27 protein-coding genes are annotated in these 26,423 nt (G+C 72.4%); 11 read left to right on the top strand and 16 right to left on the bottom strand.

Annotation, left to right across the window (positions count from 1 at the left end; all coding sequences use genetic code 11):
- Positions 1–76: 76 nt before the first annotated feature.
- Positions 77–1,597 (bottom strand): flavin monoamine oxidase family protein, encoded by a 1,521-nt coding sequence (locus ACESM1_RS14335; protein ID WP_372621116.1) that lies wholly within the window; start codon positions 1,595–1,597, stop codon positions 77–79.
- 134 nt (positions 1,598–1,731) lie between these two features.
- Here ACESM1_RS14335 and ACESM1_RS14330 point away from each other — a divergent pair, with 134 nt between their 5' ends.
- A complete protein-coding gene (locus tag ACESM1_RS14330) occupies positions 1,732–3,228 on the top strand; it encodes a M81 family metallopeptidase (RefSeq protein ID WP_372621115.1) in 1,497 nt (498 codons plus the stop codon).
- A 6-nt stretch (positions 3,229–3,234) separates the two neighbouring features.
- Here ACESM1_RS14330 and ACESM1_RS14325 read toward each other — a convergent pair whose 3' ends face one another.
- On the bottom strand, positions 3,235–4,794 hold the full coding sequence (locus ACESM1_RS14325) for a D-aminopeptidase (protein ID WP_372621114.1): 1,560 nt from the start codon (positions 4,792–4,794) through the stop codon (positions 3,235–3,237).
- 128 nt (positions 4,795–4,922) lie between these two features.
- Between ACESM1_RS14325 and ACESM1_RS14320 the strand changes: the two genes are divergently transcribed.
- From ACESM1_RS14320 to ACESM1_RS14305, 4 genes are read left to right on the top strand one after another with little or no spacing between them, the layout of a single operon-like run.
- Positions 4,923–5,252 (top strand): ArsR/SmtB family transcription factor, encoded by a 330-nt coding sequence (locus ACESM1_RS14320; RefSeq protein ID WP_372621112.1) that lies wholly within the window; start codon positions 4,923–4,925, stop codon positions 5,250–5,252.
- Positions 5,249–5,689, top strand: a complete 441-nt coding sequence (locus tag ACESM1_RS14315) for an SRPBCC domain-containing protein (protein WP_372621110.1) — start codon at positions 5,249–5,251, stop codon at positions 5,687–5,689. The genes ACESM1_RS14320 and ACESM1_RS14315 overlap by 4 nt, the downstream gene beginning before the upstream one ends.
- Before the next feature lie 22 nt (positions 5,690–5,711).
- The gene (locus ACESM1_RS14310; RefSeq protein ID WP_372621109.1) at positions 5,712–6,158 is read left to right on the top strand and encodes a YybH family protein; all 447 of its coding nucleotides are present in this window, start codon (positions 5,712–5,714) and stop codon (positions 6,156–6,158) included.
- A gap of 40 nt (positions 6,159–6,198) precedes the next feature.
- Entirely contained in the window at positions 6,199–7,158 is a 960-nt protein-coding gene (locus tag ACESM1_RS14305; RefSeq protein ID WP_372621107.1) for a DUF1579 family protein, read from the top strand.
- A gap of 16 nt (positions 7,159–7,174) precedes the next feature.
- On the opposite strand, the gene ACESM1_RS14300 is transcribed toward ACESM1_RS14305, so the two are convergent.
- From ACESM1_RS14300 to ACESM1_RS14255, 10 genes are all read right to left on the bottom strand, one after another.
- On the bottom strand, positions 7,175–8,497 hold the full coding sequence (locus ACESM1_RS14300) for a DUF6056 family protein (RefSeq protein WP_372621105.1): 1,323 nt from the start codon (positions 8,495–8,497) through the stop codon (positions 7,175–7,177).
- 405 nt (positions 8,498–8,902) lie between these two features.
- Positions 8,903–9,889 carry a Bug family tripartite tricarboxylate transporter substrate binding protein gene (locus ACESM1_RS14295; protein WP_372621104.1) on the bottom strand — a complete coding sequence of 329 codons (987 nt, stop codon included), beginning with the start codon at positions 9,887–9,889 and terminating at the stop codon, positions 8,903–8,905.
- Entirely contained in the window at positions 9,886–10,731 is an 846-nt protein-coding gene (locus ACESM1_RS14290; protein WP_372621103.1) for an aspartate/glutamate racemase family protein, read from the bottom strand. The genes ACESM1_RS14295 and ACESM1_RS14290 overlap by 4 nt, the downstream gene beginning before the upstream one ends.
- A gap of 12 nt (positions 10,732–10,743) precedes the next feature.
- Complete coding sequence (locus ACESM1_RS14285; RefSeq protein ID WP_372621102.1) at positions 10,744–11,727, bottom strand: Bug family tripartite tricarboxylate transporter substrate binding protein; 984 nt, start codon at positions 11,725–11,727, stop codon at positions 10,744–10,746.
- Positions 11,728–11,753: 26 nt separating this feature from the next.
- Complete coding sequence (locus tag ACESM1_RS14280) at positions 11,754–12,533, bottom strand: enoyl-CoA hydratase/isomerase family protein (RefSeq protein ID WP_372621100.1); 780 nt, start codon at positions 12,531–12,533, stop codon at positions 11,754–11,756.
- Positions 12,530–12,919 (bottom strand): Zn-ribbon domain-containing OB-fold protein, encoded by a 390-nt coding sequence (locus ACESM1_RS14275; RefSeq protein ID WP_372621098.1) that lies wholly within the window; start codon positions 12,917–12,919, stop codon positions 12,530–12,532. The genes ACESM1_RS14280 and ACESM1_RS14275 overlap by 4 nt, the downstream gene beginning before the upstream one ends.
- A 3-nt stretch (positions 12,920–12,922) precedes the next feature.
- Positions 12,923–14,095, bottom strand: coding sequence for a thiolase C-terminal domain-containing protein (locus ACESM1_RS14270; protein WP_372621096.1), 1,173 nt, complete (start codon positions 14,093–14,095; stop codon positions 12,923–12,925).
- Positions 14,092–15,234 (bottom strand): acyl-CoA dehydrogenase family protein, encoded by a 1,143-nt coding sequence (locus ACESM1_RS14265; RefSeq protein ID WP_372621094.1) that lies wholly within the window; start codon positions 15,232–15,234, stop codon positions 14,092–14,094. Before ACESM1_RS14265 ends, ACESM1_RS14270 begins: the two co-directional genes overlap by 4 nt.
- Complete coding sequence (locus ACESM1_RS14260; protein WP_372621092.1) at positions 15,224–15,931, bottom strand: enoyl-CoA hydratase/isomerase family protein; 708 nt, start codon at positions 15,929–15,931, stop codon at positions 15,224–15,226. The genes ACESM1_RS14265 and ACESM1_RS14260 overlap by 11 nt, the downstream gene beginning before the upstream one ends.
- Positions 15,928–18,072 carry an acetate--CoA ligase family protein gene (locus tag ACESM1_RS14255; protein ID WP_372621090.1) on the bottom strand — a complete coding sequence of 715 codons (2,145 nt, stop codon included), beginning with the start codon at positions 18,070–18,072 and terminating at the stop codon, positions 15,928–15,930. Before ACESM1_RS14255 ends, ACESM1_RS14260 begins: the two co-directional genes overlap by 4 nt.
- A 99-nt stretch (positions 18,073–18,171) precedes the next feature.
- Between ACESM1_RS14255 and ACESM1_RS14250 the strand changes: the two genes are divergently transcribed.
- Positions 18,172–18,954, top strand: a complete 783-nt coding sequence (locus ACESM1_RS14250) for an IclR family transcriptional regulator (RefSeq protein ID WP_372621088.1) — start codon at positions 18,172–18,174, stop codon at positions 18,952–18,954.
- Between the two features lie 119 nt (positions 18,955–19,073).
- On the opposite strand, the gene ACESM1_RS14245 is transcribed toward ACESM1_RS14250, so the two are convergent.
- The 3 genes from ACESM1_RS14245 to purM are packed head-to-tail and all read right to left on the bottom strand — an operon-like array spanning position 19,074 to position 21,007.
- Positions 19,074–19,235: an aa3-type cytochrome c oxidase subunit IV gene (locus ACESM1_RS14245; protein WP_372621087.1), complete on the bottom strand. Its 162-nt coding sequence runs from the start codon at positions 19,233–19,235 to the stop codon at positions 19,074–19,076.
- Positions 19,236–19,253: 18 nt separating this feature from the next.
- Positions 19,254–19,940, bottom strand: a complete 687-nt coding sequence (gene purN, locus ACESM1_RS14240) for a phosphoribosylglycinamide formyltransferase (protein WP_372621086.1) — start codon at positions 19,938–19,940, stop codon at positions 19,254–19,256.
- Positions 19,937–21,007 carry a phosphoribosylformylglycinamidine cyclo-ligase gene (gene purM, locus ACESM1_RS14235; RefSeq protein ID WP_372621084.1) on the bottom strand — a complete coding sequence of 357 codons (1,071 nt, stop codon included), beginning with the start codon at positions 21,005–21,007 and terminating at the stop codon, positions 19,937–19,939. The genes purN and purM overlap by 4 nt, the downstream gene beginning before the upstream one ends.
- 50 nt (positions 21,008–21,057) lie before the next feature.
- On the opposite strand from purM, the gene ACESM1_RS14230 reads away from it, so the two are divergent.
- The 3 genes from ACESM1_RS14230 to ACESM1_RS14220 are packed head-to-tail and all read left to right on the top strand — an operon-like array spanning position 21,058 to position 23,592.
- Positions 21,058–21,810: a hypothetical protein gene (locus tag ACESM1_RS14230; protein WP_372621082.1), complete on the top strand. Its 753-nt coding sequence runs from the start codon at positions 21,058–21,060 to the stop codon at positions 21,808–21,810.
- Positions 21,794–22,390, top strand: coding sequence for a CDP-alcohol phosphatidyltransferase family protein (locus ACESM1_RS14225; RefSeq protein ID WP_372621080.1), 597 nt, complete (start codon positions 21,794–21,796; stop codon positions 22,388–22,390). The genes ACESM1_RS14230 and ACESM1_RS14225 overlap by 17 nt, the downstream gene beginning before the upstream one ends.
- Positions 22,387–23,592, top strand: coding sequence for an AI-2E family transporter (locus tag ACESM1_RS14220; RefSeq protein ID WP_372621078.1), 1,206 nt, complete (start codon positions 22,387–22,389; stop codon positions 23,590–23,592). The genes ACESM1_RS14225 and ACESM1_RS14220 overlap by 4 nt, the downstream gene beginning before the upstream one ends.
- 13 nt (positions 23,593–23,605) lie before the next feature.
- On the opposite strand, the gene ACESM1_RS14215 is transcribed toward ACESM1_RS14220, so the two are convergent.
- Positions 23,606–24,160, bottom strand: coding sequence for a hypothetical protein (locus ACESM1_RS14215; RefSeq protein ID WP_372621076.1), 555 nt, complete (start codon positions 24,158–24,160; stop codon positions 23,606–23,608).
- A gap of 135 nt (positions 24,161–24,295) precedes the next feature.
- Here ACESM1_RS14215 and ACESM1_RS14210 point away from each other — a divergent pair, with 135 nt between their 5' ends.
- Both ACESM1_RS14210 and ACESM1_RS14205 read left to right on the top strand, forming a co-directional pair.
- Positions 24,296–25,657, top strand: coding sequence for an MmgE/PrpD family protein (locus ACESM1_RS14210; protein WP_372621074.1), 1,362 nt, complete (start codon positions 24,296–24,298; stop codon positions 25,655–25,657).
- A gap of 32 nt (positions 25,658–25,689) precedes the next feature.
- Positions 25,690–26,421 (top strand): HdaA/DnaA family protein, encoded by a 732-nt coding sequence (locus ACESM1_RS14205; RefSeq protein WP_372621072.1) that lies wholly within the window; start codon positions 25,690–25,692, stop codon positions 26,419–26,421.
- Positions 26,422–26,423 lie beyond the last annotated feature (2 nt).

The following is a 26,423-nucleotide window of genomic DNA, read 5'->3' as shown; positions in this document are numbered from 1 at the left end:
CTTTCAGCGAATCATCGGCACGACACTTCGAGCCCTCAGTCGCCTGGCGGCCGCCCGGCCCGCTGCGCAGGCCCCGTCAGGCCAGCACGCGCGCCACCGCCTCCGCCGCCAGGCGCCCGGATTCCGCGGCGCCATCCATGTAGCCGGAATGCGATTCGCTGGTGTGCTCACCGGCGAAGATGACGCGACCGACCGGCGCGAAGGCGCCCGCGAGCCCCGTCCATTGCCCGGGTGCGAGGCAGCTGTAGCTGCCGCTGACATAGGGATTGCCCGGCCAGTTCATCCGGCTGGTCCGCCCGTTGAAGGCCGCCGCCGCGCCGGGCAGCGCCGCGTCGATCGCCGTCACCGCCGTGCGCGCACGGTCGGCCGCACGGCCCTGCGCGAACGCCACGCCGTCGCGGCCGCCGGCAAAGATGGTCATCGCGCCCGCCCCGGTGCCGGGCCGCGCATGGTCCTCCCACACCGTCTGGATACCGAGGTCGTTGAGGCATTCGCCGCTGCGCCCGGCGGCGCGCCAAGGCCGCGCATCGAGGCCCGCGAGCAGCTTGGCGTTGGTGCCGTAGGTCAGCTCGCGGATCGCCCGCCGGGTGAGCGCCGGCGCGCCGATCTCCAGCTCAACCTGCCGCAGCACCGTGGTCGGGATCGCCAGCACGACGATATCCGCCACCACCTCCCGCGTCGCGCCGGCCTGATCGAAGGTGAGCGCATGCACGCTGCCCCGCTGCCGCAGTGCCAGCAGCCGGTGGCGCGGCCGGATGCGGGCGCCGAGCCGCTCCGCGATCGCCGCCGGTAGCCGGTCGTTCCCGCCAGCGATCTGGTAGCGCTGGTCGGATGAGAAGAGGCCGCGCTGCGGCTGCGCCGGATCGGGTGCGAAGTAGTCCACCAGGTAGAGGCCCGACATGCGGTCGGGCTCCAGCCCCATCTCCTGCGTCAGCCCGATATCCAGCAGTCGGCGCAGCCAGCCCGTCACGCCCAGCTCGTCCAGCAGGGCGGCGGCGGAGCGCTGGTCGAGCGCGGCCTTTGCCTCCTCCGGCGCCGCGCGCATCGCCTCCAGCCGCGGCAGGAAGGCGGCGGCCTCCGCGGCGATCTCGGCGATGCTGCGATGGCCGCCGCCGACGAAATAGGTGCCGAGCAGGCCGGCGCCGCCCGCCTCGCCATCCTCGAGCGGCAGCTCGAACTCGCGGGCCAGGGCGAGCATGTCGGCATGCTCCGAATTGATGAAGCTGCCGCCCAGCTCGCAGACCGTGCCGGGACCCAGCTGGTCGCGCAGCGAGAACATGCGGCCGCCGAGTCGCGCATTCGCCTCATAGACGGTGACGGCCTCCGCGCCGGCCGCAACCAGCCGATGCGCGGCGACCAGTCCCGCCAGCCCCGCGCCGACCACGGCGATGCGCGCGTCGCGCCGGGCGATTCGCGGCTGCGCGAAGGCTGGCACCGCCGGCGCGAGCGCCACCGCCGCCATGCCGCCCAGCAGACGGCGCCGCGAGATGGCGGCGGGATCCGCCAGCTCGTCGAGCGGTGGCGCGCCGGCGCGGCGTGCGGCCGATGCGATCGCCAAGGCGCGGCGAAGCGTGGCGAAAAGCGGCGTGCGCGACATGGACGGTCGGTCCCTTCGGTTGGGTTTTTCAGCCTACGCCAGGGCGGCACTCGGGCGGAACATGCATGCCGCTCGCTGGCGCAGCGGTCGGGGCCGTGCCAGCATCACGTCTGGTCCGCAGACGAGGAAGACGCATGCGCATCGCCGTTCTGCAGTTCGCGCACGAGACGGTCACGTTCCTGCCCTTCGACACCACGCTCGAGGATTTCCGCTATCCCGGCTCGCCGGCTTCGGGCGAGGCGCTGCTCGCCACCGATCCCAAGGGCTACATGGGCGGCTTCGTGCAGGTGGCGCGCGAATACCCGGAGGTGGAGCTGGTCGGCATTGAATCGCCGCTCTGGCCGAAGACCGGCACCGGTTCCGGCTGGATCACCGCCGAGGCCTTCGAAACCTTCGTCGGCGGCTTCGAGCGGGAGCTGAAGGCGCAAGGCCCCTTCGACGGGGTCTATCTCGCGCTGCACGGCGCGATGGGCGTACGCGGCGTGGCGCGGCCGGAAGCCGAGATCGCGCGGCGCGTGCGCGCGGCGGTGGGGCAGACGGCCGTGCTCGCCGGCACCTTCGATCCGCACGGCAACGAGGACGAGCAGTTCCTGCAGCACGCCGACATGGCCTTCTGCGTGAAGTACTTCCCGCACTACGACATGCACCTGCAGGGCGAGCGCGCCGCGCGCATGATGGTGCGCGCGATCCGCGGCGAGTACCGCCCGACCACGACCACGATCAAGGTGCCGGTCATCTCGCCCACGGTGCTGCAATGGACCGGTGCCTCGCCCTGGATGGACCTGGTGCAGCGCGCCCTGGTGTGGGAGGCGCGCGAGCCCGACACCTATGTCAACGTCTTCTTCGGCTTCCCCTGGTGCGACGTGCCCGATGCCGGCATGACGGTGCAGGTGCTGACCAACGGCAAGCCCGATCTGGCGCAGCGCGTGGCGCGCGACATGGCCGGCTGGATCTGGCGCCGTCGCGACGATCTGCTGGCCACCACGAAGCTGCATCGAATGGCCGATGGAGTCGCGCTGGCGCGCGAGGCGGTGGCGGCGCGTCGCAGCCCGGTGGTCCTGGCCGACTACAGCGACCGTTCCGGGTACGCCACCTGGCTGCTGCGCGAGATCGTCGCGCAGAAGCTCTCCCGCACGCTGATCGCGACCATTGCCGATCCCGCCGCCGTGCAGGCGCTGCTCGATGCCGGGGCGAAGCCGGGCGATCCCTTCGACCGCGAGGTCGGCGGCCGCGCCGACGAGAGCGCCGGCGAGCCGGTGCGCATCGCCGGCACCGTGCTCGGTTTCGCCGAAGCGACCACGCCGCGTGCCATGGGCGGCGGCCAACGCTGGGCACTGATCCGCTTCGGCGAGGGCAATGTGCTCGTCCTCAGCCCCTTCCTGGTGCAGATCACCGAAACCCACGAGCTGTGGAATCTCGGCCTGAAGCCGGAGGAGTTCGACGTCATCGCCATCAAGTCGCGCGCGCATTTCCGCCGCGGCTTCGACGACAGCGGCTTCGCCCCGACCATCCTGCTGGTGGAGCCGGACGAGCCCTTCCTGGGCACCGCGCGGCTGGAGGCGCTGCGCTTCGAGCACCTCGACCTGCGCAACTACCACCCCTACGGCAATCCGCCCGACCCGCTGGCATGATCGCGCTCAGGCGCGCCGGTAGATAAGCCGGCGCGCCAACCAGCAGCCGACCTCCACCTCCACGACGCGGCCTGCGTCGTCGCGGCGGAAGGCGAGCGTCCAGTCGCCGGGCGGCGTATGGTCCAGCGCGCGCGGGCAGGGCAGGGCCCAGAGATCGGGACCGATCGGCTCCAGCATCTCCATCCTTCCGCGGCCGAAAAAGCCGGAGAAGGCGCCGTGCAGCACGCCGCCCGCATCCGCGATATCGAGTTCCGCATCCAGCTCGTCGCAGCGATAGCGGCCGGCGATGCCGGGCGCCGCCTCGCCGCGCGCCGGCAGCAGGCGTGAGCTCTGGTTCTCCTGCGGCCGGTCCATCCACAGCCCGTCCGGCGGGGCGCGCAGCACCGTGCGGCCATTGCTGGCGGAGCCATCGGCCCGCAGGTCCAGGCGCTCCGCGCTGTGCCCGAAGCGCAGCCGCAGCGCGTCGGCCCCAGCGGCCTCGATGCGCGCGGAAAGTCCGGTTTCCGGCTCGCGCCAGGCGCCGAGCCAGTCGGGCATCGGCATGTCCGCGTCAGGCCGAGGCCGCGCCTCGCCCAGCACCGCGGCCAGCGCATCCAGCGCCGCGCCCTGCGCATCGGAGAGGTGGTTGAACATCACCACGACCGAGACACGCTCCGACGGCACGTAGAGCCGATGGCTGCGCCAGCCGCGCAGCGCACCGCCATGGCCGGTGAGCTGGCGCCCGAACTCCTCGCCGCGACCGAGGCCGAAGCCGTAGGCGGCCGGGGCGCCGTTCGCGAAACGCACCGGCCCGGACAGGCGCGCGTAGAGCGAGCCCGCATCGTCGCGCGTCGCGTCGATGTGCCGCTCCCAGGCGATCATGTCGTCCAGGCTGGCGCCGAGGCCGGCGTCGCCGGTCCACACCACGCGGTTCTCCGCCGCCCGGAAACCACCGGCGGGCGTGCCCTCGTAGCCTTCGGTGCCGTCCGGCATGGCGCGCGTATCGGCGGCGAGGAAGGCGCTGCCCATCCCGACGCGGTCGAAGATCTGCGACCGCAGCAACTCGGCGAAGCCACGCCCGGTGTGCTCCTCCAGCGCGTCCGACAGCAGGCGGAAATTCTGGTTCGCATAGGAGTACCGCGTGCCCGGCGCGAACTGAAGCGAACGCGTGCCGGCGATCACCTGCGCGGCCTCCGCGTCGCCGAGCGGCGCTTCCGCCGGCGAGCCGTGCAGCATCGCGACCGCCCAGTAGTCGCGCAGCCCGGACTGGTTGTGGCAGAGCGCCAGCGCACCCGGCGCCGCCTCGCCCAGATGCGGCAGCCGCGCGCGCACACCGCCGTCCAGCACATCGGGATCGCCACAGGCATCCAGCACCAGCGCGCAGGTGAACTGCTTGGTGATGGAGCAGGTGCGGAACAGCGTGCGCGGCGTGAAGGCGATGCGCCGCTCCGCATTCGCGAAGCCCCAGGCGTGGCGCAGCAGCACCTCGCCGCCGCGCAGCACCGCGACGGCTCCGCCAGGCCCGGGATAGGCGTGCGGCAGATCGCGGAGCAGGCGGTCGAGGCGGGCGGAGAGGTCGTTTGTCATGCCCCACTCTCCACCTGCCTCCCGCGATCCGCCAAGGCCTGGGGTTCGTGTCACGCCCACGCGATCCCGCAAGCCGGGCATTGACGGGCCGCCGCGAAGCGCTCATGCTTAACCGTATGGTTAAGCAAATGGCCTCTCCGCTGGACCGCGTCTTCGGCGCCCTCGCCGACCCCACCCGCCGCGCATTGCTGGCACGGCTGGAGGCCGAGGACGGGATCTCGGTGAGCGAACTTGCCCGCCCGCTGCCGATCTCGCTGCCGGCGGTGATGAAGCACCTGGACGTGCTGGAGGAAGCCGGGCTGGTCGCGCGCCGCAAGACCGGGCGCGTCGTCGCCTGCCGCCTCACCGCGGCGCCGATGGAGGACGCGATGGCCTGGCTCAGCCGCTATCAGCGCTTCTGGTCCGAAAGCCTCGATCGCCTCGCGGCCGCGGTGGAGCAGCAGGAGTCCGACCGATGAACGTGGTTGCCCCCAGCCTCACCCTGGTGAAGCGCATCAAGGCACCACCGTCCCGTGTGTGGGCCGCCTGGACGCGGCCCGAGCTGATGCTGCTCTGGTTCGGCCCGCATCATACGCGCGCCGAGGAGGCCGAGGCCGATCTGCGCGAGGGCGGCCGCTTCCGCGTCGCGCTGCGCGAGGACAATGGCGAGCGCCACGAGGCCACCGGCAGCTACCTGGAGATCGAGCAGGAGAAGCGCCTCGTCTTCTCCTGGCATTGGGTCAGCACGCCGGAGCGTGTCTCGCGCGTCACCGTCGTCTTCCGCGTCCTGCCGGACGGCACGGAAGTGACGCTCACCCACGACCGCTTCGCCGATGCCGACACCGCGAAGCGCCACACCCGCGGCTGGACCGAATCGCTCGAGCGCCTGCTCGCCGTGCTCGAAGCCGATGCCTGACACCACTCGAGGAAGGCTGACCATGGACATGCACGCCGCCTTCGCGGGCCACGCCGAGATCCGCCTGCTGCTCGACGCCTGGAGCCAGGCGCTGCACGACCGCAATGCCGATGCGCTGGCCGGGCTGTGCTCGGATGACGTGCTGGTCTTCGACCTGGCGCCGCCCCTTGCCAGCCGTGGCGCGGCCATGCAGGCGCAGCGCCACCGCGACTGGTTCGCGACCAAGCGGGGCCCGATCGAGGAAGAGCTCCACGAGCTGCGCATCACCGGCGATGGCGACGTCGCCTGGGGCGCCGGCTTCGCCCGCCTGCGCGCAACGGAAACGGATGGCACGCCGCTGGACCTGTGGATGCGCCTCACCATCGGCTTCGAACGCCGCAATGGCGCCTGGCACGTCGCGCACACCCACGGCTCCGTCCCCTTCCACATGGACGGCAGCCTCCGCGCCGCCTTCGAGCTGCGACCCTGAGGCAAGCGGCGCACCACCCCGACACTCGGAAGGAACAGCCATGGACACCAACGTCACCGGCGCCGATGCGCGCAACCTCGCCATGACCCGCCGCATCCCGGCGCCGCCTGCGCAGGTCTTCGAAGCCTGGACACAGCCGGACCGCATCAAGCAGTGGTTCGGCCCCTACGGCATGACCACGCCCGAAGCCGAGGTGGATCTCTGCCCCGGCGGCTTCCACCGCACGCTGATGCGCGATGCCGACGGCAAGGAGTACCCGAACCTGATGGCGATCGACGAGGTCGCGGCGCCGCACCGCCTGGTGCTGCGCGTGGTGGACGACAGCTGCGGCCCGCTGGTCGGCGCGACCGGCACGCTCAACTTCGAGGCGGAGGGCGAGGGCACGCGCCTCTCGGTCATCTGGCGCCACCCGACGGAGGCGATGCGCGCGGCGCATGAGGAGATGGGCTTCGTCAAGGGCTGGGGTGAGACGCTCGACAAGCTCACCGCGCATGTCCTGGCTTCGCCCACGCCCTGCCCGGGTGCGGCGCCGCCCGCGCCCGAGCATGGCTGGCTGCACCGCCTGCTCGGCGAATGGCGCTACGAGACCGAATGCAGCATGGGCCCCGACAAGCCGATGGAGCGCGCCACGGGCACCGAGCGCGTGCGCTCGCTCGGCGGCTACTGGGTGATCGGCGCGAGCGAGGGCGAGATGCCAGGCGGCGCGATGGCGCGCTGGACCATCAGCATGGGCTTCGACCCGGTGGCGAAGCGCTTCCGCGGCACCTTCATCGGCTCGATGATGCCGCACATGTTCGTCTATGATGGCAGGCTGGAGGAGGACGGCCACACACTGACGCTGGACACCGAAGGTCCTGCCATGAGCGGCCAGGGGATGGCGCGCTACCGCGACGTGGTCGAGATGCGCGGCGAGGACGAGCGCGTGCTGACCTCGCAGGTGCTGGGCGAGGATGGCAGCTGGACTGCCTTCATGACTTCGGTGTTCCGCCGCATCGGCTGATGGCTCGCGTGCGCGGTCAGATGCCGCGCACGGCGGACAGCCCGTGCTGGCGCGCGAAGCAGATGTTGAACTGGTGCCGCGGGTCGCGCGTGATGCCGATGAAGAACCGGTGCTTGCGCGCGACCCAGCTGCGGCGGCCGTCCAGCACCAGCGGCAACGCCACCTCCGCGGCACCCGGCTGGCGCGCGATGGCCTCCATCCACGCATCCTGCGCGCGTGCGATTGGCGCCAGGTCCCGCGCGACGATCGCCGCCTGCCCGACGAACAGCAACGCCAGCCCCGCGGCGAGCGCGGCCTCGCGCCGCGGCAGGGCGGGTCGCGCCACGAAGGCGGTGAGCAGCGCGCCGACCAGTGCCACGCTCGCCGGGAAGGAAACGCGCGCCGCCAGCGCCTCGCGGGGCAGCGGCAGCAGGATCAACAGGTAGGCGATGGCCGCGAGCAGGAAGGGCAGGGCGGGTTGCCAGGCCGGCCGCGCGCGGCTGCCTGGCACCCGCCACGCCAACGCGATCAACACCACCGCCAAGATCCAGAGCGGATCGAACAGGCTACCGACGAAGCCGATCCAGCCCTCGATCCGTTCGACCGGCGAGGTCGCCGCGGTCTCCGCCGCGCGCACGAAGTTGCCGGGCGCCAGCAGCAGCGCAAGCAGCCCCAGCAGATGCGCCCCGGCGAGCACGGCCAGTGCCGCCGTTGCCGGCGCCGCGCGCCGCCCGGCGAGCAGCGCCAGCCCACCCAGGGCGGCCGTCGCCAGCACCGCGAGCGGCTCCAGGAAGGTTGCGGCAAAGGCGGCGATCAGCGCGAGAGCAAGCGCCGGGGCAAGGCGCGGCCGCTGCGTCATCGCGCTCCACGCCAGCGCGCGCTCCAGGACAAGCAGTTCCAGCGCCACCGCCCAGGCGTAGTTGATCGCACCGGTCTTCCACAGCGCCGCCTCGCCGATCGCCCGTGGCAGCCACCACAGCATCAGCCCGGCACCCAGCCAGGTCGCGAAGCTGCCGGCGAAGCCGCGTGCCGGCGCCGCCTCTCCGGTTGCGCGCGTGACCAGCCGCATGAGCAGCACCAAGATCGCAAGAAAGGCGAGCGTGTTCGCCGCTTCCAGCCACGGCAGCGGCACGGCGCGGCCCGGCCCGAGTGCGAGATAGGTCAGCAGCAGCGGCCCGATGCGGCCGGTCCAGCCGCGGTATTCCTCCGCCGTGCGGGCAAGCACGGCCGCGAGGTCCGGCAGGCCCAGCCGGCACCAATCGTCGCCCCAGAGCGGCGTCGCGAGGTTGGCGGCGAAGACGGCCAGCCCGAGCAGCAGCAGCGCCGCATCGCGCCCCTGACGTGCGGTCAGGGACCGCATTGCGATGATGGTGGGAATGCCATGCTGCGGCCCGGACTCGCGCTCGATCGCCGCAGGCTGGCAGGGCCGCGGCGGCCGGGCAAGCGCACCACTTGACGCCAGGGCCGGCTGCCGTAGCGCGGCTTTGCCGTGTAGAGCATCAGCGGCAGGCCGGTCGCCATCGCCACCAGGCTCTGCAGCCCGGGCACGGCGCTGAACACTCCTCCGACGAGCAGACCCCGATCGCCACCATGCGGGTTTCCCGGCGGGTGCGCGGCCCGGTTCGCCTGCGGCTCCGGCACCCGAGAGCGCTTGACCGGCGAAGTGCCGAAGCTGCGCGCCGGGCGCGACCCTGCGCACATGCCCTGTTTCGGCGGCGATTGCGGCGCGCGCGGGCCTGCACGGCGCAGGCCCACGCGCACTGCCTCAGTCGCTGCTCAGCCCGGCGACGCGCACCGCCCGTCGCCAGCGCTCGAGGTCCTCGAGGAACATCTCGGCGAAGGCGGCGGGGCTTTCGGACGGCGCCGGCTCCACCCCGCCGCTCTCCAGCACGCGCCGCACCTCCGGGGAGTTCACCGCCGCCACCGCCGTGGCGTGCAGCTTCTGCACGATCGGCTGCGGGGTGCCGGTGGGCGCAAGCAGCCCGTACCAATTGTCCGCCTGGAAGCCGGCATAGGTCTCGCCCACGGTGGGCACGTCAGGCAGCGCCGGGCTGCGCCGCGCATTCCCCAGTGCGAGGCCGCGCACCTTGCCCTCGCGCATCAGCCGCGACGCCACGCCGATGCCGGTGAACGCCATGTCCACCCGGCCGGCGATGATGTCGTTCATCATGGGTGCCGCGCCCTGATACGGCACGTGCAGCATCTCGACGCCAGCCATTGCCGCGAGCGTCGCGCCGCTGAGATGGTTGATGCTGGCCGGCCCGGCGGAGCCGTAGGTGAGCTTGCCCGGGTTGGCCTTGGCAAAGGCAACCAGCTCCGCCAGGGTCCGCGCCGGCAGGTCCGGCCGTGTGATCAGCACCGATGGGCTGGAGACCAGCTGGGAGATCGGCGCGTAGAGCTTGAGCGGATCATAGCCACGCTCGCCGCGCGCCAGCGGATGGATCGAAACGGTGCCCGGAGAGGCGATGAGCAGCGTGTAGCCATCCGGCGTGGCCTGCGCGACGTGCGCGGCGCCGATCGTGCCGTTTGCGCCGGCGCGGTTCTCGATCACCACGGGCTGGCCGAGCAGTTCCGCCATGCGCTGCGCAACCGGTCGCGCGGCAAGGTCGATCGGCCCGCCTGGTGGCCAGGGCACGACCAGCCGGATCGGCCGGTTCGGGTAGTCGCCTGCGCCCTGCGCATGCAGCGTGCCGGGCGCGAGCAGTGCGGCGGCGCCGAGCAGCGCAGCCCGGCGCGTGATGGAACCGGTCATTCTCGTCCTCCTTCATCCAAGGCGCCGACGGCCTTCCACATCCTGTCCATGCCGTAGAAGCGCATGACATCCGCCACGCGCTCCGGCGGCGGCCGCCAGTTCTTCTGTCCCTGGCGACTGCGCGACAGGCCGAATTGCCGCTTCAGGTCCACCATCACCTCTGCCAGCTTGTAGGTGACGCCGACGCCGTCGATGATCGGGATCTCATCTACGCGGTGCACGCCATTGCTGGTGAGGAAGATGTTCTGCGGCATCTCGCCCGGGATGATCACGTCGGCACCCGTCTCCCTGCTGAAGTTGCGCACCGTTTCGTGGAATCTCTCGATCACCGCATCCGGTGAGGCGAAGCCGCCGAAGATCTCCTTGTAGCTGTAGCCCGATGCGACGGTGCCGGCGAAGCTGTTCCCCAGACCGATGGAGTCGAGGAACTCCTTGATTTCGCCACCGAGCTGCGGCGCGAAGCGGGTGATGCCGAAGCGGTAGCCATACATCGTCGCGAAATGCGCCGCCGCTTCCAGGTAATTCACCACGGGGATGTCCACCAGAGCGCGGATCTCCGGCAGCATCACGCCGCTGAGGTAGCTCATCACGAAGGCATCGAAGCCCTGGCGTTCCGCGGCATAGGCGGCGGCCACCGGCTGGCTGCGATGCATCATGGCGAGCGGACGGAACTGCAACTCGTCGATCGGGTAGCCGGTGGAGTAGGTGCCGCGCAGGATGCCGTGCATCACGACCTCCGTGTCCGGGCGGACGACGGCGCGGAGGTGCCGCTCCGTCGCCGCGCGGTACTCCGGCAGGTCGTCGAAGATCACCAGCCCCTGGTGCCAGATCCGCATCGCCATGACGTCCGGGCCTCAGCCGATACGGATGTTGGTGGCGCGCTGCAGCTCGCCCCAGCGGCGCAGGTCGTCGCGGATCTTCTGCGCGTACTGGTCGGGCGTCGTCGCCTCGATGCCGAACCCCTGCGCCTCCAGCGCCGAGGAGATCTCCGGCGAGCGGATCGCGGCCGCGAAGGCCTGGTGGAGCTTGTCCACGATCGGCCGCGGCAGGCCGCCCGGCCCCATGATGCCGTACCAGGAATTCACCTCGAAGCCCGGCAGCGTCTCCGCCACCGTCGGCACATCCGGCAGCTTGACCGAACGGCGCGGCGTGGAGACGGCGATGACGTGCAGCTTGCCGGCCTGCGCCTGCGCGATGGCGGCGGAGAAGTTGATGAAGGCGAAGTGGATGCGCCCGCCCAGCAGGTCCGTGATGACCGGCGCCGCGCCCTGGTAGGGCACGTGCAGCAATTGCACCTTGCCCATCAGCGCGAGCATCTCGCCGGCTAGGTGCGTGGTGCTCGCCGGGCCCACCGAGCCATAGCTGAGCTGCCCCGGCTGCCGCTTCGCCAGCTCCAGCAGTTCCGGCACGCTGCGCGCCGGCACGTCCGGCCGCACCACCAGCACGATCGGGCCGGAGACCAGCTGGGTGATCGGCGTGAAGTCCCGGATCGGGTCGAATTGCAGCCCACTCGCGAAGTTCGGGCTGATTGCAATGGGCCCGACATGGGAGAAGAACAGCGTGTAGCCATCGGGCGCCGCCCGCGCGACGAAGGTGGCGCCGATGGTGCCGTTCGCGCCGGGCCGGTTCTCCATCACCACCGGTTGCCCGAGCGATTCGCTCGCCTTCTGTGCGACGGGGCGGCCCACCGTGTCGGCCGGCCCACCCGGCGTCCAGGGATTGATCAGGCGGATGGGCCGGTTCGGGAACTCGCCCTGCGCGAAGGCCGGCCCAAAGGGGGATGTGGCGGCGAGGCCGCCCATCGCGGCGAGCAACGTCCTGCGGGTGATCTCTGACATGACCGGTTTCCTCCTCCGTGTCGTTGTTATCGTCCGCTGAAGTTCGGCGGACGTTTCTCGCGGAAGGCGCGTGCCGCCTCCAGACGGTCTTCGGTGTTGAGCAGCAGGGTCAGCAGGTCCACCTCCAGCCGCATGCCCTCGCGCAGCGGCAGGTCCATGGCGCCGCGCACCGCTTCCTTGGCGAAGGCCATGGCCATCGGCGGTCGCGCGGCGAGATGCGCGGCCAGCGCCGCCGTGGCCGCATGCAGCTCCGCCCGCGGCACCACGCGCGTGACGAGCCCGATCTCCCGCGCTCGTGCGGCGGAGATGCGCTCGCCTGTCAGCATCATGTCGAGCGCAGCGCCCATCCCCACGACGCGCGGCAGGCGCTGCGATCCGCCGACGCCGGTCATGATGCCGAGCCCCGTCTCAGGCAGCCCGATCAGCGCATCATCCGCCGCGATGCGGATGTCGCAGGCCAGCGAGATCTCAAGCCCGCCGCCCAGGCACACGCCGTGGATGCTGGCGATGATCGGCTTGCGCGCCTGGTCGAATGCGCCGATCCAGCTGTCGTGCACGCGCTGCTGACGGTATTCGGGCGGCGAGGCGACCTCGACGAACTCCTTGATGTCCGCGCCGGCGCAGAAGGCGCGCTCGCCGGCGCCGCGCAGCACCAGCACGCGTACCCCGGGATCGGCCTCCGCGGCGCGGATTGCGCGCGGCAGGGCCTCGCGTACTGCGCCGTTGAGCGCGTTCATCGCCTCCGGCCGGTTCAGCGTGATCCAGGCAATGTGGTCGGCAAGCTCGAGCAGCACGGGCTCCGTCATGGCGCGGGCTCCTCCGGTGCGAAGACCGGCCGTCTCTCGCCGCCCGGCAGCGTGGCGAAGCGCAGCGCCAGTGGCAGGCCGAGCCGCAGCGCCGCTTCCTTCGCATCCACCACGCGCGCCATCATCTGCGGCCCCTCCGCGAGCTTCACCAGCGCGACGGTGTAGGGCACCTCGCCGGCGAAGTTCGGCGAGGGCGCGCGATGCACCACCGACCAGCTTGCCAGCGTCGCGCGCCCACTCGCCTCGCGCCAGCTGAGGCGCGCACTGCCGCAATGCGGGCAGCGGGTGCGCGGATAGAGATGCGCGCGGCCGCAATCCTCGCAGAACGGCAGGCGCAGCCGTTCCTCGGCATAGCCGTCCAGCAGCGGCGCGAGCGGATCGGCCATCGCTCAGCTCCTCCCCAGCACCAGCGAGCAGTGCAGCCCGATGATGCCGCCATTGCCATGCACGAATGCAAGCTCCGCGTCGGCAACCTGGCGCGCGCCCGCGTCGCTGCGCAGCTGCCGCACTGCCTCCACCACATGGAACATCCCGCCTGCCAGGCCCGGATGCCCCGCCGAGAGCAGTCCGCCATGCGTCGTCACCGGCAGCGCACCGCCCGGCCCGATGCGCCCGCCCTGCACGAAGGCGCCGCCCTCGCCCTTGGCGCAGAAGCCGAGATCCTCGAGCTCCACGATCACCGTGATGGTGAAGCAGTCGTAGAGCTGTGCCATGTCGATATCCGCCGGCGTCACGCCTGCCTGGCGGAACGCCTCGCGCCCCGCATCGGCCGCGGCGGTGGAGGTCAGCGCCTCGTACTCCCCGATATAGCCATGGCTGAACCCGCTGCCTGCACCGAGCGGCAGCACCGACCGCTGCTTCAGGTCGCGTGCGTGATCCTTGCCAGTGACGACCACCGCCACCGCGCCATCCGAGACCAGCGCACAATCCAGCACATGCAGCGGCGAGGTCACCATGGGCGAGGCGAGCACATCGGCAACGCTGATCGGCTCCCGCTTCTGCGCGTTCGGGTTCATCGCCGCCCAGCCGCGCATCGCCACCGCGACCTCGGCGAGTTGCTCGGCCGTGGTGCCGTATTCCTGCATGTGCCGCTGCGCCACCAGGGCGTAGAGCGTCGGCACCAGCGGTCCGTAGGGCGCTTCCAGATCGGGATGCGCCCAGCCCGCGCCAGCCAGCGTCTTCACCATGGAATCGCGCCCGCGATGCGAGAGGCCCGGCTGCCCGGCGACGCAGAGCACCACGCTCGCCTGACCCGTCGCCACCGCCATCGCCGCATGCATCACCATCGAGCAGCCCGAGGCGCCGGCGACGTCGAGCGTCGCAATGTAGCGCGGCCGCAGCCCGAATTCCTGCGCCACCATGCCGCAGGGCATCGCCCAGCTTTCGGTGCGCACCGGCGTGGTCAGCAGCCCGTCAACATCGGCGAAGGAGAGCCCCGCATCGGCCAGCGCCGCTTCCGCCGCCTCGCGCTGCAGCTCCAGCGCCGTCATCCCCGGCACCCGGCCGAGGCGGCTCTCCCCGATGCCGACGATTGCCGCACCGCGGATCGCCGCCGCGCTCACCGCAGCACCTCCCGCGCGATCAGCATGCGCTGGATCTCGGAGGTGCCTTCGCCGACGCGGTAGTGGCGGATGTCGCGATAGAAGCGCTCCACCGGGAAGCCGCGCACCAGGCCCGTGCCGCCATGCACCTGCACCGCGCGGTCCGCGACGCGGCCGACCATCTCGGAGCAGAACAGCTTGCACATGCTGGTCGCGACGCCGGGATCCTCGCCGGACGATGCCTTTCGCAGCGTCTCGTAGAGGAAGGCGCGCGCCACCTCTATCTCGGTGGCGCTGTCGGCCAGCATCCACTGGATCGCCTGGCGCTCCGACAGCTTCTGCCCGAAGGTCACGCGCTGCTTCGCGTGGTCTGCCGACATCGCGTTGAGCCGGTCCGCCGCGCCGACACAGGCTGCGGAAACGCCGAGCCGCCCGCTGGTCAGCGACCCCATGGCGATGGCGAAGCCCTTGCCGGGGTCGCCGAGCAGCGCGTCATCGGGCACCACGCAATCGGTGAAGGTCAGCTCGCCGAGCTTGATGGCTTCCGAGCCGATCGTGGTGTCCACGCGCGTCACCTCGAAGCCCGGCGTGCCCTTCTCCACCAGGAAGGCGCCGATGCCGCCGCGGGCGCGCTTTTCGGGATCGGTGACGGCCATCACCATCACCACGTCGGCCGCGTGCCCGCCGCTGATCCAGTGCTTGCGCCCGTTGATCTTCCAGCCGCCGTCGACGCGCTCCGCGCGCGTGCGGAGCGCGGCGGCGTCGGAGCCGGCTTCCGGCTCGGTCAGGCCGAAGGCGGCGCGCAGCGTGCCGTCGGCCAGGCCCTTCAGCCATCGCGCCTTCTGCGCGGGTGAGCCGTGCCGCGCGATGCCCATCGGCGTCAGCCCGCTGGTCGCATCCAGCAGCAGCGTGAAGCAGCGATGCGAGCGCGCCACCTCCTCCATCACCAGGCAGTATGTCAGCAGGTCGGCGCCGCCGCCGCCTTCCTCCGGCGGCAGCAGCATGCCGAGCCAGCCCTGCTCGCGCATCAGAGTCCAGGCCTGCTCCGGGATCGCGCCGCTACGGTCGATCTCCTGCGCCACCGGCTCAAGCTTCTCCTCGACGAAGCGGCGGATGGCAGGGCGCAGCTCGGCGAGCTCGGGGGAGGGTTCAGTGCGCATCGGCGCTCTCCTTCGCCAGTTCGGCTGCTCGGTCGGCGGCACGCAGCAGTTCCGCGCACAGCGCCGCGTTCATCCAGTGCTTGTTCGCCGCGAAGGCGCGTGCATCCAGGGCGCCCAGCTTCCGCGCCCGCGCCAGTGCGGCCGCCTCCAGCGCTGCGTCTTCGTGCACCGCCGCTGCCAGCCCCGCGGCCAGGCATTGCTCCGCCGTCAGCGCCTCGCCCGCCTGCATCAGCGCCTGCGCCACGCCGCGGCCGCCGCGCGCGAGCAGGATGGAGACGCCGATGGGGGAGGGCATGCCGTGCCCGATCTCCGGCATGGACAGGGCGGCGCTGGTCTCCATCAGTGCCTCGTCGGCCAGCAGCATCAGCATCCCGCCGCCGCCCACCGCCTTGCCGCGGACCACCGCGAGCACGGGCTTCGGAACATCGAGCAGCGCGAGCAGCGTGCGGACCAGCGCCTCGCGCCGCAGTCGCCGCGTATGCGTGCCAAGATCCTCGCGCAGATCGGCGCCGGCCGAGAAGACACGCCCGCCCGCGCCGGTCACCAGCACCGCGCGAACAGCCGCCTCGCGCCCGGCGTCCTCCAATGCCGCGACCAGCGCCGCCTGCAGCGCGCTGTCCAGGGCGTTCGCCGCCTTCGGCCGGTCCAGGGTCAGGCGCAGCACGCCGCCCTCCAGCATCTCGCGATGCAGGCTCATGCGCGCGGCACCAGCAGCGCATCCAGCACCCGCACGCCCTGGCCCCGCGGCAACACGGCAAGCGGGTTCACATCCACCTCCTCCAGCGCCTCGCCGAGATCGGCGAGCAGCCAGGAGAAGCGCGCCACCGTATCCGCCAGCGCGTCCACATCCGCCGCCGCCGCGCCGCGCACGCCGCGCAGCAGCGGCGCCAGGCGCAATTCCTCCAACGCCTCGCACACTTCCTCCGCCGAGATCGGCGGCAGGCGGAAGGTGACGTCGCGCAGCACCTCCACATGGATGCCGCCGAAGCCGAGCGTCAGCACCGGCCCGAAGGTCGCATCGCGCGCCATGCCGAGCAGCATCTCCTGCCCGCCCGCCACCATCTCCTGCACCAGCACGCCCTCGATCCGGGCCGCGGGCGCGTGGGCGCGCGCATTCGCCAGGATCGTCGCCGCGCCCTCTCGCACCGCATCGGCGCCGCGCAGCCCGAGCATCACGCCGCCCGCTTCCGTCTTGTGCAGGATGTCGGGCGAGAGGATCTTCAGCGCCACCTCGCCCGGCATCCGTGCGGCGAGCGCCGCCGCGTCCCCTGGCGTCGCAGCCACCGCCTCTGTCGGCCCGTGCAGTCCGTAGCAGGCGAGCACGGCGCGGGAGGCGCGCTCGGTCGGCTTCGCGCCGGCCTCCCGCAGCAGTCGCCGCGCAGCATCGGGATCGCAGCCGTCCGGCCTGCGCAGCGGTGGCGCGGCGGCGCGGCGGCGCAGGAATGCGGACCATCGCATGGTCCGCGCCAGCGCCAGCGCCGCCGGCAGCGCATCGCGATAGACGGCAACGCCCTCCGCCACCAGCGCCTGCGGCGTCAGCGCCGGATCGTCGGCGCAGCGCCCGGTCCAGAGGATCGCGACGGGCTTGGCCGAGTCCTTCGCCATCCCGGCGATGGAGCGGATGTCGTCCTTCGGCGCGATGGTCACCACCGGCATCGCCGCATCCACCGACGGATCATCGAGCAGCGTGCGCGCCGCCTGGCCGAAGATGTCCTTGGTGCCGATGGCGCCGGCGCTCATGTCGGTGGGGTTGGTCACGTTCATGAAGCCGGGGATCAGCCGCCGCAGCTTCTCGACCGTCTCCGGCGCGTAGTCCGGGAAGGCAATGCCCTGTGCGGCGGCGATGTCCGTCAGCAGCACCAGGTTGCCGCCCGAGATCGCCAGCGCCGCGGCGCGATTGCCCGCCGGGCGCTTGCCCTGGCGCAGCAGCATCGCGACCTCGTAGAGCTCCGGCGCATCGCCCACGCGGATCAGCCCGAGCTGCCGCGCCGCCGCATCGAAGACCGCATCCGCCCCGGTCACCGCGCCGGTGTGGGAGGCCGCAGCGCGCGATCCCGCTTCCGTGCGGCCGAACTTGATCAGCGCAACGGGCTTCTCCAGCTCCGCCGCGCGCGCGGCGAGCGCCCGCAGCCGCGCGCCATCCGCGAAGCGCTCGGCCAGTGCGAGCACCACGCGCGTGTGCGGGTCCTCCAGCAGGAAGGCCATGTAGTCGAGCAGGTCGAGATCCGCGTCATTGCCCGAGCTGACCTGGTAGCTGACGCCGAGCCCCATCTCCTGCACGCGCCACATCACGTTCACCTGCGTCGCGCCGCCGCTCTGCCCGACGATGCCGATGTCGCCCGCCGGCCGCCGCCCGCCAGTGATCGTCGCCGTCGAGGTGAGCGCGAAGCCGTCCACGAAGTTGATCAGCCCGTTGCAGTTCGGCCCCATCAGCCGAACGCCGCCCGCGCGCGCCACCCGCACGAGCTCCGCCTGCAACGCCGCGCTCTCGGCCGTGCCGAGCTCACCGAAGCCGGAGGAGAACACCGTCGCGAAAGGCACGCCGAGCCGCCCGCACTCCGCCACCGTGCCGAGGCACGCCCGGGCCGGCAGCACGATGCCGACATGATCGGGTACCGCGGGAAGCGCCGAGAGCGAGGGGAAGCAAGGGCGGCCGAACACCTCCGCGCGGTTCGGGTTCACCGGGAAGACGTCGCCGGCAAAGCCGAAATCCAGCATCTGCTTCAGGCACCGCGCACCGAACTTGGTGAGATCCTCCGAGGCGCCGACCAGCGCGACGCGCCGAGGCGCGAAGAAGCGCCGCAGGTCGGGGAAGCCGCTACGATTTCCGGCCTTCAATTCGCTGTGCGGATTTGCTACTTGCATGGCGGTTTGGAGCTTCAAGCCGGCGGGGCGGGTCGTCAACCCGCCTTACGTGCAGTGCAGCAAGGGTACGCCATGTCCGAGGACGCAGCAGGGAAGGACCGGCAATTCGTCACCGCGCTGGCGCGCGGGGTGGAGGTGCTGCGCTGCTTCACCCCGGCGCGCTCCGAGCTCGGCACCACCGAGATCGCGGAGCTGGTCGGCCTGCCGCAATCCACCGTCTGGCGGCTCTGCCATACGCTGCAGCGTCTCGGCCTGCTGGTGCCAGGGCGCGACCCGCAGCGCCTCAGGCCCGGCTACGGCCTGCTCTCGCTCGGTGTCGCGACGCTGGTGAAGGGGAATGTCGCGGCGGAGGCAGAGCCCGCCATGCGGCAGATCGCGCAGCGCTTCGGCGTCGCGGTCTCACTCGCCGCGCGGGATCGCGACAGCATGGTGATCGTCGCACGTGCCGAGGCGCCGACGATCCTGCGGCTGGCGCTCTCGGTCGGCTCGGCGCTGCCCATTGTGACCTCGGCGCTGGGCTGGGCCTGGCTGGCGGGGCTGGGCGAGGCGGAGCGGCGCCAGGTGCTCACCCGGTTGCGCCGCGCGGCGGGGCCGGGCTGGGCCGCGCTGGCGCCGGACATCGAGGCCGCGCTCGCGCAGCACGCGCGGGAGGGCTTCGTGTTCAACCTGCGTCGCTTCCACCCGGACGTGAACGCGATCGGCGTGCCGGTCGTGGCGCCGGGCGGTGGGCGGGTGATGGCGCTGAATTGCGGCGGGGCGGTTTCGGTGGCCACGCCGGAAAAGCTGGCCGGCCCGATCGCCGCCGCGCTGAAGGGCCTCGCCGCGCGGCTGGCCCCCGTGTTGGAAAGCGGCTGAGTTGTCCGTCTGATGCCCGCAGGCGCCGGGCGTCGTGCCGCAGGCGCGCCCTTGGCGTGACGCCTACGGCCGGACGGCCCGCTCCGCGGGCCGCCTAGGGCCGGCTGCTCCGCGTCAGCTCAGACCAGGAAGATCCACATCAGGACCAGCACCACGACCGTCGCGCCGATCGACCAGGTCGTGCCGGTCATGAACCGGTCGTAGAAGGCCTTGCGCTCGCCCAGGATATCCTCGGCCTTCACCTCAACCAGTTCCATCTTGTGCGGGCCCTCCTCGGCCATTGTCGCATCCTCGTTGGCTCAGCCTGGCGCGCTTGTACGAACCGATGCGGGTCCCGGCAAGGGGTTGGCCAGCGCGCCGGAGGCCGCCGGCGCGGCAATCCGCGCGCGTTCCCCCTCCACCCGCACCAGCCCCGCCGCCAGCCAGGCCAGCGCGGCCGGGTAGAGCCGATGCTCCTCCGCCAGCACCCGGGCGGCGAGGTCGGCCTCGGTGTCGTCAGGGAGCACCGGCACCGCGGCCTGCGCCAGGATCGGCCCCTCGTCCACGCCGGGCCGGACCAGGTGGACGGTGCAGCCATGCAGCTTCACCCCGGCCGCCAGCGCGCGGGCATGGGTATCCAGCCCGCGGAAGGCAGGCAGCAGGGACGGGTGGATGTTCACCAGCCGGTCCCGCCAGCGGGCGACGAATCCCTCGGTCAGCACGCGCATGAAGCCGGCCAGCGCCACCAGTTCGATGCCATGGCCGTGCAGCGCGGCCTCCATCGCGCGTTCGAAAGCCTCGCGGTCGCGGCCGAAGGGGCGGCTTTCCACCACCGAGGTCGGCACGCCGCGTCCGCGCGCGTGTTCCAGGCCGGCCGCATCGCCGCGGTTGGACAACACCAGAGCGATTTCCGCCGGGTAGCCCGTGTCCCCCGCCGCCGCCAGCAGCGCCGCCATGTTGCTCCCGCGGCCGGAGATCAGGATGGCGGTGCGGACGCGCCGGGTCACGCCGGCCAGCCGGCGAGGTTGTCCACGCGCACTGCGGCCTCGCCCTCGCCCGGCTCGATCACGCCGATGCGGGTGGCCGATTCGCCCGCCGCGGCGAACAGCGCGATGGCCGCTTCGGCCTCCGCGGCCTTCACCACCACCACCATGCCGACACCGCAGTTGAACACGCGCAGCATCTCCTCCGCCGCGATGCCGCCGGCGCGCGCCAGCCACGCGAAGACCGGCGGCACCGTCCAGGCCCGCGCATCCAGCGCGGCGACCACGCCCTTCGGGAGCACCCGCGGCAGGTTGCCGGGCAGGCCGCCGCCGGTGATGTGCGCCGCGGCCTTGACCAGCCCCGCCCGGTGCGCCGCCAGCAGCGGCTTCACGTAGATCCGCGTCGGCGCCAGCAGCGCCGCCGCCACGCTGATGCCGCCCGCTTGGCCCGCCGCGAAGGGCGCCTTCGCGTCAAGTGCCAGCCCCGCCGTCGCCAGCACCCGCCGCACCAGCGAGAAGCCGTTGGAATGCACGCCGGAGCTCGCCAGCCCCAGCAGCACGTCGCCCGGCGCGACATCGCCGCGCGGCAGCAGCTCGCCCCGCTCCGCCGCGCCCACGGAGAAGCCGGCGAGATCGTAGTCGCCGCCCTTGTAGAGCCCCGGCATCTCCGCCGTCTCGCCGCCGACCAGGGCGCAGCCGGCGATCCGGCAGCCCTCGGCGATGCCGGCGATCACCGCCTTCGCCTGCGCCACCTCCAGCCTGCCGGTGGCGAAATAGTCGAGGAAGAACAGCGGCTCCGCGCCCTGCACGACCAGGTCGTTGACGCACATCGCCACCAGGTCCTGGCCGACCGTGCCGTGGATACCGGAATCGATCGCCAGCTTCAGCTTGGTGCCCACCCCGTCGGTGGAACTCACCAGCACGGGATCGCGGAAGCCGGCCGCCTTCAGGTCGAACAGCGCGCCGAATCCGCCCAGGCCCCCCATCGTCCCCACCCGGTCGGTGGCGCGGGCGAGCGGCTTGATCGCTTCCACCAGCGCGTCGCCGGCTTCGATATCGACGCCCGCATCACGGTAGGTCAGGCTGGTCATGGCGGCCCCCGATCGGCTATGCGCTGCGGGTGGGACAGGAACAGGGCACGATGCCGGTCGGCCGGAAGGGCGCACATCTCGGCAACGCATGCGGCACCGCGCCCCGCGCGGGCCGCGGAGACAACCACGGGCGGCGCGGTGGCGCAATCGCCTGGTCGCTCGCCGCTGCCCTGCTCGGCACGGGGCTTGCGGCCGGTGGCGCCATGCCCCTGCGGCCCGCCGCGGCGCAGGAGAACCCGCTGGTCCAGCGCGGCATCCCCGCCGAGGCGACAGCGGAGAACGCGGTGGTGGCGCGCGACCGCGCGCTCGCGTCCGGCCAGCGCATCGCCTATGAGCGCATGGCCGCCGCCCTCGGCCTGCCGCGCAACCTGTCGGACGCGCGGATCGAGGCGCAGGTCGCCTCCCTGGTGATCGAGAGCGAGCGGATCACGCCGCGCGGCTACAGCGCCCGCATCACGGTGAATTTCAACCCGCCCGGCGGCGGCGTCGCGCTCGCCCCGCCGCCCGCCATCCCCGGCGCCCCGTCCGGGGGTCCCGCCGTGGCGACGGTGGAGGCGGTGGCCGGCTTCCGCTCCCTGCCCGAATATGTCGAGATCACCCGCCGCCTCAGCGCGTCACCGGCGGTGGCGCGCTACGAGGTGGTATCGGTCTCCGGCCAGGCGGCGCTGCTGCGCCTGTCGCTGCGCAGCCAGCCGCAGGCGGCGGCGGCGGAACTCGGCCGCAGCGGGCTCTCGCTGGCCCGTGGGCAGGACCCGCGCCCGGGCGGCGAGGGGTGGCACCTCGGCCTTGCCGGCGGGCGCTGAGCCGCCGCCCAGCGAGGGGCAGGGCGCCGCGGCGCCGGTCGAGGCGGGGCTGTTCACCCTGCCCAACGCGATCACCTTCGCCCGCCTCTGCGCCGTGCCGGGCGCGGTGTGGCTGGTCCTCCAGCACCGCTTCGACCTCGCCTTCTGGCTGTTCCTCGCCGCCGGCATCTCCGACGGCATAGACGGCTGGCTGGCACGGGTGCGGAATTCACGCTCCAAGCTCGGCGCCATCCTCGATCCGGTGGCGGACAAGGCGCTGCTGGTCTCGATCTATGTCACCCTTGCCGCGGTCGGCGTGCTGCCGGACTGGCTGGCGATCCTGGTGGTGTTCCGCGACCTGGTGATCGTCGGCGGCGTGCTGGTGCTCTACGTGCTGGGGCAGCCACCCTCGATCCAGCCGATCATGCTCTCCAAGGCGAACACCGTGCTGCAGATCGCGCTCGCCGCCTTCGCGCTGCTGGTGGCGGGGTGGAGCCTCTCGGTCGGGCCGCTGCTCGAAGCGATGATCGCCGCCACCGCGGCCAGCACGGTGGCCTCCGGCGCCGCCTATGTCTGGCTGGCGGCGAGGCGGCCGCGATGACCCCGCAGGAGCCGAAGCCGTCCGCCACCACGCCGGCCGTCCCCGCCGTGCCGCCGCTGCGCGCCCAGCCCCTGCGCGAGCCGCCGCGCGCCGCCGGCTGGCCGCCGCCCCTCAACGGGGCGCGCACCGCCACCCGCGCGCAGCGCCTGACGCTGGTGCTCGGCATGCTGGCGGCATTGCTCTTCGCCATCTGGCTGTTCTCGGCGATCCTGACGCCCTTCGTGCTGGCCGGCTGCATTGCCTATTTCCTCGATCCGCCGACCGAGCGGATGGCGCGCATCGGCGTGCCGCGCGGCCTGGCGGCCTTCCTGATGGTGCTTGCGCTGTCGGCGATCGGCCTGCTGGCGGTGCTGCTGCTCTATCCCTTGCTGATCGCGCAGATCGGCGTGCTGATCGCCCGCCTGCCTGCCTATGTCACCGGTATCGGCACGCTGGTGCAGCAGGCGCTGGAACGCGCGCAGGACGCCTTCGGGCAGGAGGTGGTGGACGCCCAGCTGCGGGACCTCGCGGTGCGCCAGGCCGGTGCGATGGTCACCTTCCTCGGCACCGCGGTCGGGCGGCTGATCGGCGGTGGCGTCGCGCTGTTCAACGTGTTCATGGTGGTGATCGTCACGCCGATCGTCGCCTTCTACCTGCTGCGCGACTGGCAGCGCATCATTGCGCGCGTGGATGCCTGGCTGCCGCGGCGTTCGGCGCATGTGCTGCGGCAGCTGGCGCGCGACACCGACCGGGTGCTGGCCGCCTGGCTGCGCGGGCAGCTGCTGTGCTGCCTGATCCTCGGCCTGTTCTACGCCTTCGGGCTGCAGCTGGTGGGGCTGGAGCTCGGGCTGATCGTCGGGCTGATGGCCGGCGTGCTCTCCTTCATCCCCTATGTCGGCTCGCTGACCGGCTTCGTCACCGCGGTGCTGCTGGCGGCGGCGCAGTTCGGCACCTGGCAGGGGGTGGGGATGGTGGTCGCCGTCTTCGTCACCGGGCAGGTTGTCGAGGGCTACATCATCTATCCCCGGCTGCTGGGCGACCGGGTGCAGCTGCACGCCGCCTGGGTGATCTTCGCGCTGTTCGCCGGCGGCGTGGCCTTCGGGTTCCTCGGCGTGCTGCTGGCGGTGCCGATGGCGGCGGCGATTGGCGTGATCGCCCGCTACTGGCTACGCCGCTACCTGGAAAGCCCGCTCTACCTCGACCCGCCGCGGACCGGGTCCTGACGCGCGGCGCGGATCAGCCGCCGACGCCGCCGACCGCCACCGGTGCCGCCGCGCGGGTCACGACCTCCCGCACCTTCCGCCGCGCCACCGCCTCCGGCACCGCCACCAGGCTGCAGACCTGGTCCGCCGAGCCGAGCACCGAGCCGCCGCCCTGCCAGCGGATCTCCTTCGTGCTGTGCATGGAGAAGCTGTGGTCGCCGCCCTTGCCGGCGAGCCAGCCCTGCTGGTTGTAGCCGACGATCAGGTTGTTCGCCTTCATCACGCAGGAATGCTTTGCGCCGCCGTCGCGGACGAAGATCAGCACCGTCCCGGCCGGCACGAAGATCTGCCCGCCGCCGCTGGGCGCGGCCAGCGTCATGCCCTCCTTCGCCATCTCCCCCATGATCGCCTGCGCGCCGAGGAAGAAGGAGCCGAACTCCAGCCCGGTGACGGCGCGCCCGAACTCCGCATGGTAGAGCCAGGCAAGGGTCGCGTTGTGGCACGCCCAGGGGACCGGCATGGTCGCCACGCCGACCTGCGCGACGAGCTGGCCCGGGAACGGCTCCGCGATATCCGCCAGGTTCGGCATGGGGTCGGTTTCCTCTTCCAACGTTCCGCCATCTGCCCAGGCATGGCACCGCCTGTCCAGCCGGCGGCGATGGCGCCGCCGCACGCTGGTGCCTGCCATCTTGCCAGCCCGGCGCCGGCATGTCGGAGTGCCCGCATGAGCAATCCCCTCATCGCCCTCGCCGAACATGCCGCCGGTTGGCGCGGCCGCCCGCTCGATCCCGCGCTGGCGCATCACGCCCGGCGGGCGCTGGTGGACTGGGTCGCGGCGCTGCTTCCCGGCTGCCAGCGTCCCCCGGCGACGCTGCTGGCCCGCGCCCTGCCGCCCGACGCCACCCACGGCGCAGCGGATGCGGCCTTCTGCTACGTGGATGGCCGCGCTTCCTCGTTGCGCCGCGCCGCGCTGCTCAACGCGACCGCGAGCCACACCGTCGAGTTCGACGACATCCACCGCGATTCCGGCTACCACCCCGGCTGCCCGACGATCGGTGCCGCGCTGGCCGCGGCACAGGCGCGCGGCGCGACCCTTGCGGACCTGCTGCGCGCCATCATCGCCGGCTACGAGGTCTCCTGCCGCATCGGCATGGCGGTGCAGCCCAGCCATTACCGCTTCTGGCACACCACCGGCACGGTCGGCACCTTCGGCGCCGCCGCCGCCGTCGCCGTGCTGCTCGGCAGCGACGCAGCGCGCACCGGCCATGCGCTGGCCACGGCGGCGACCATGGCCGGCGGCCTGCAACAGGCCTTCCGCGGCGAGGGGATGAGCAAGCCGCTGCATGCCGGTCACGCCGCCGAGGCCGGCGCGCTGGCCGCATTGGCGGCCCATGCGGGCGTGACCGGCGCGCTCGACGTGCTGGACGGCCCGGTCGGCTTCGCCGCTGCCACCAGCGAAGACCGCGGCAAGTGGGACAGGGCGTTGGCCGGGCTGGGGGAGACCCATGCGATCGCTGCCATCACCGTGAAGAACCATGGCTGCTGCGGCCACATCTTCCCCGGGCTCGACGCGCTCGCCGCGTTGCGGGCGGAGGCCGGCTTCGGCCCGGACGACATCGAGCACATCCATGTCGCCGGCTATGGCGCGACCAAGGACATCTGCGACCGCCCGCACATCACCACCGAGCAGGAGGCGCGGTTCAGCATGCAGTACTGCGCCGCCGCGCTGCTGTTGCTGGGCGGAGTGCGCATCGCCGCCTTCGCGCCGGAGCGGCTGCGCGACCCCGCGATCCATGCGCTGATGCCGCGTGTCAGCGTCAGCCTCGATCCCGAACTCGCCGCCGCCTACCCGCAGCGCCGCGCCGCACGGCTGCGCGTGACGCTCCGCGACGGAAGGGTGCTGGAGCGCTACCAGCCCACCCGCAAGGGCGATCCCGATGCGCCGCTCAGCGATGCGGAGCTTTCGGCCAAGTTCCTGGAACTGGCGGGGCCGGCGATCGGCGAGCACGCGGCGCGGGACCTGCTGGATGCGCTGTGGCAGGGCGAGAGCCTGCCAGGATCGGTACAGGTGCTCCGGGCGGAGTGAGGCCAGCCGGTCGGGCGTGGTATGCACGCGCCGTGACCCCCTCGGATCCTCCCCGCCAGCTTCCCCTGCCGCTGCCGGTCGCGCCCTCCGCCGACCGCGCCGACCTGGTGGAGGATGCCTCCAACGCCGAGGCGCTGGCCTGGCTCGACCGCCCCTGGGACTGGCCGCTGCACCGCCTCGCCCTGTTCGGCCCGGCGAGGACGGGCAAATCGCACATGCTGCGCGCCACCGCCGCCAGCCAGGGCTGGCGGCTTCTGCAGGGCCGGGCGCTGACCGCGACACTTGCCCTGGCCCCTGCCGCCGGCACCGCGCTGGATGACGCCGACGCGGCGCCCGAGGTGGCGCTGTTCCATCTGGTCAACCGCAGCGCCGAAGCCGGTGCGCCCCTGCTGATGGCCGCACGCGAACCGCCCGCCCGCTGGCCGACGCTGCTGCCCGACCTCGCCTCCCGCCTCAAGGCCACTCTGGCCGTGGGCATCGGCGCGCCGACCGACACCCTGCTCGAAGGCCTGCTGGCCAAGCACCTGGCCGACCGGCAACTCCGCGTCGCGCCGGAGGTGCAGGCCTTCCTGCTGGCCCGACTGCCGCGCGAGGCCGCCGCCATCGCCGCCGCCGTCGCCGCGCTGGACGCCGCCGCCCTGGCGCGCGGCGCGCCGATCACCCGGCCCTTCGCCCGCGCGGTGCTGGCCCGGCTGCTCGGGAATGATGACGTTCCGGTTGCGGAGCCTCCGGACGTCTCGCCCCGCGATACCCCGCTGGGCTAACC

Source organism: Falsiroseomonas sp. (assembly GCF_041690465.1).
In the GTDB taxonomy this organism is placed as follows: domain Bacteria; phylum Pseudomonadota; class Alphaproteobacteria; order Acetobacterales; family Acetobacteraceae; genus Falsiroseomonas.
This window is presented reverse-complemented; position numbering and strand designations above follow the sequence as displayed.

What these genes read in the sequence shown, in the direction of transcription:
- ACESM1_RS14290 (WP_372621103.1), bottom strand. Translation starts at nt 10,731, where the DNA reads ATGGCGATGCGGATCTGGCACCAGGGGCTGGTGATCTTCGACGACCTG.
- purM (WP_372621084.1), bottom strand. Translation starts at nt 21,007, where the DNA reads ATGACCAGCCTGACCTACCGTGATGCGGGCGTCGATATCGAAGCCGGC.
- ACESM1_RS14210 (WP_372621074.1), top strand. Translation starts at nt 24,296, where the DNA reads ATGAGCAATCCCCTCATCGCCCTCGCCGAACATGCCGCCGGTTGGCGC.
- ACESM1_RS14265 (WP_372621094.1), bottom strand. Translation starts at nt 15,234, where the DNA reads ATGCGCACTGAACCCTCCCCCGAGCTCGCCGAGCTGCGCCCTGCCATC.
- ACESM1_RS14215 (WP_372621076.1), bottom strand. Translation starts at nt 24,160, where the DNA reads ATGCCGAACCTGGCGGATATCGCGGAGCCGTTCCCGGGCCAGCTCGTC.
- ACESM1_RS14335 (WP_372621116.1), bottom strand. Translation starts at nt 1,597, where the DNA reads ATGTCGCGCACGCCGCTTTTCGCCACGCTTCGCCGCGCCTTGGCGATC.
- ACESM1_RS14280 (WP_372621100.1), bottom strand. Translation starts at nt 12,533, where the DNA reads ATGACGGAGCCCGTGCTGCTCGAGCTTGCCGACCACATTGCCTGGATC.
- ACESM1_RS14300 (WP_372621105.1), bottom strand. Translation starts at nt 8,497, where the DNA reads ATGCGGTCCCTGACCGCACGTCAGGGGCGCGATGCGGCGCTGCTGCTG.
- ACESM1_RS14310 (WP_372621109.1), top strand. Translation starts at nt 5,712, where the DNA reads ATGGACATGCACGCCGCCTTCGCGGGCCACGCCGAGATCCGCCTGCTG.
- ACESM1_RS14325 (WP_372621114.1), bottom strand. Translation starts at nt 4,794, where the DNA reads ATGACAAACGACCTCTCCGCCCGCCTCGACCGCCTGCTCCGCGATCTG.
- ACESM1_RS14250 (WP_372621088.1), top strand. Translation starts at nt 18,172, where the DNA reads ATGTCCGAGGACGCAGCAGGGAAGGACCGGCAATTCGTCACCGCGCTG.
- ACESM1_RS14285 (WP_372621102.1), bottom strand. Translation starts at nt 11,727, where the DNA reads ATGTCAGAGATCACCCGCAGGACGTTGCTCGCCGCGATGGGCGGCCTC.
- ACESM1_RS14330 (WP_372621115.1), top strand. Translation starts at nt 1,732, where the DNA reads ATGCGCATCGCCGTTCTGCAGTTCGCGCACGAGACGGTCACGTTCCTG.
- ACESM1_RS14315 (WP_372621110.1), top strand. Translation starts at nt 5,249, where the DNA reads ATGAACGTGGTTGCCCCCAGCCTCACCCTGGTGAAGCGCATCAAGGCA.
- ACESM1_RS14220 (WP_372621078.1), top strand. Translation starts at nt 22,387, where the DNA reads ATGACCCCGCAGGAGCCGAAGCCGTCCGCCACCACGCCGGCCGTCCCC.
- ACESM1_RS14295 (WP_372621104.1), bottom strand. Translation starts at nt 9,889, where the DNA reads ATGACCGGTTCCATCACGCGCCGGGCTGCGCTGCTCGGCGCCGCCGCA.
- ACESM1_RS14230 (WP_372621082.1), top strand. Translation starts at nt 21,058, where the DNA reads ATGCCGGTCGGCCGGAAGGGCGCACATCTCGGCAACGCATGCGGCACC.
- ACESM1_RS14260 (WP_372621092.1), bottom strand. Translation starts at nt 15,931, where the DNA reads ATGAGCCTGCATCGCGAGATGCTGGAGGGCGGCGTGCTGCGCCTGACC.
- ACESM1_RS14305 (WP_372621107.1), top strand. Translation starts at nt 6,199, where the DNA reads ATGGACACCAACGTCACCGGCGCCGATGCGCGCAACCTCGCCATGACC.
- ACESM1_RS14320 (WP_372621112.1), top strand. Translation starts at nt 4,923, where the DNA reads ATGGCCTCTCCGCTGGACCGCGTCTTCGGCGCCCTCGCCGACCCCACC.
- ACESM1_RS14245 (WP_372621087.1), bottom strand. Translation starts at nt 19,235, where the DNA reads ATGGCCGAGGAGGGCCCGCACAAGATGGAACTGGTTGAGGTGAAGGCC.
- ACESM1_RS14275 (WP_372621098.1), bottom strand. Translation starts at nt 12,919, where the DNA reads ATGGCCGATCCGCTCGCGCCGCTGCTGGACGGCTATGCCGAGGAACGG.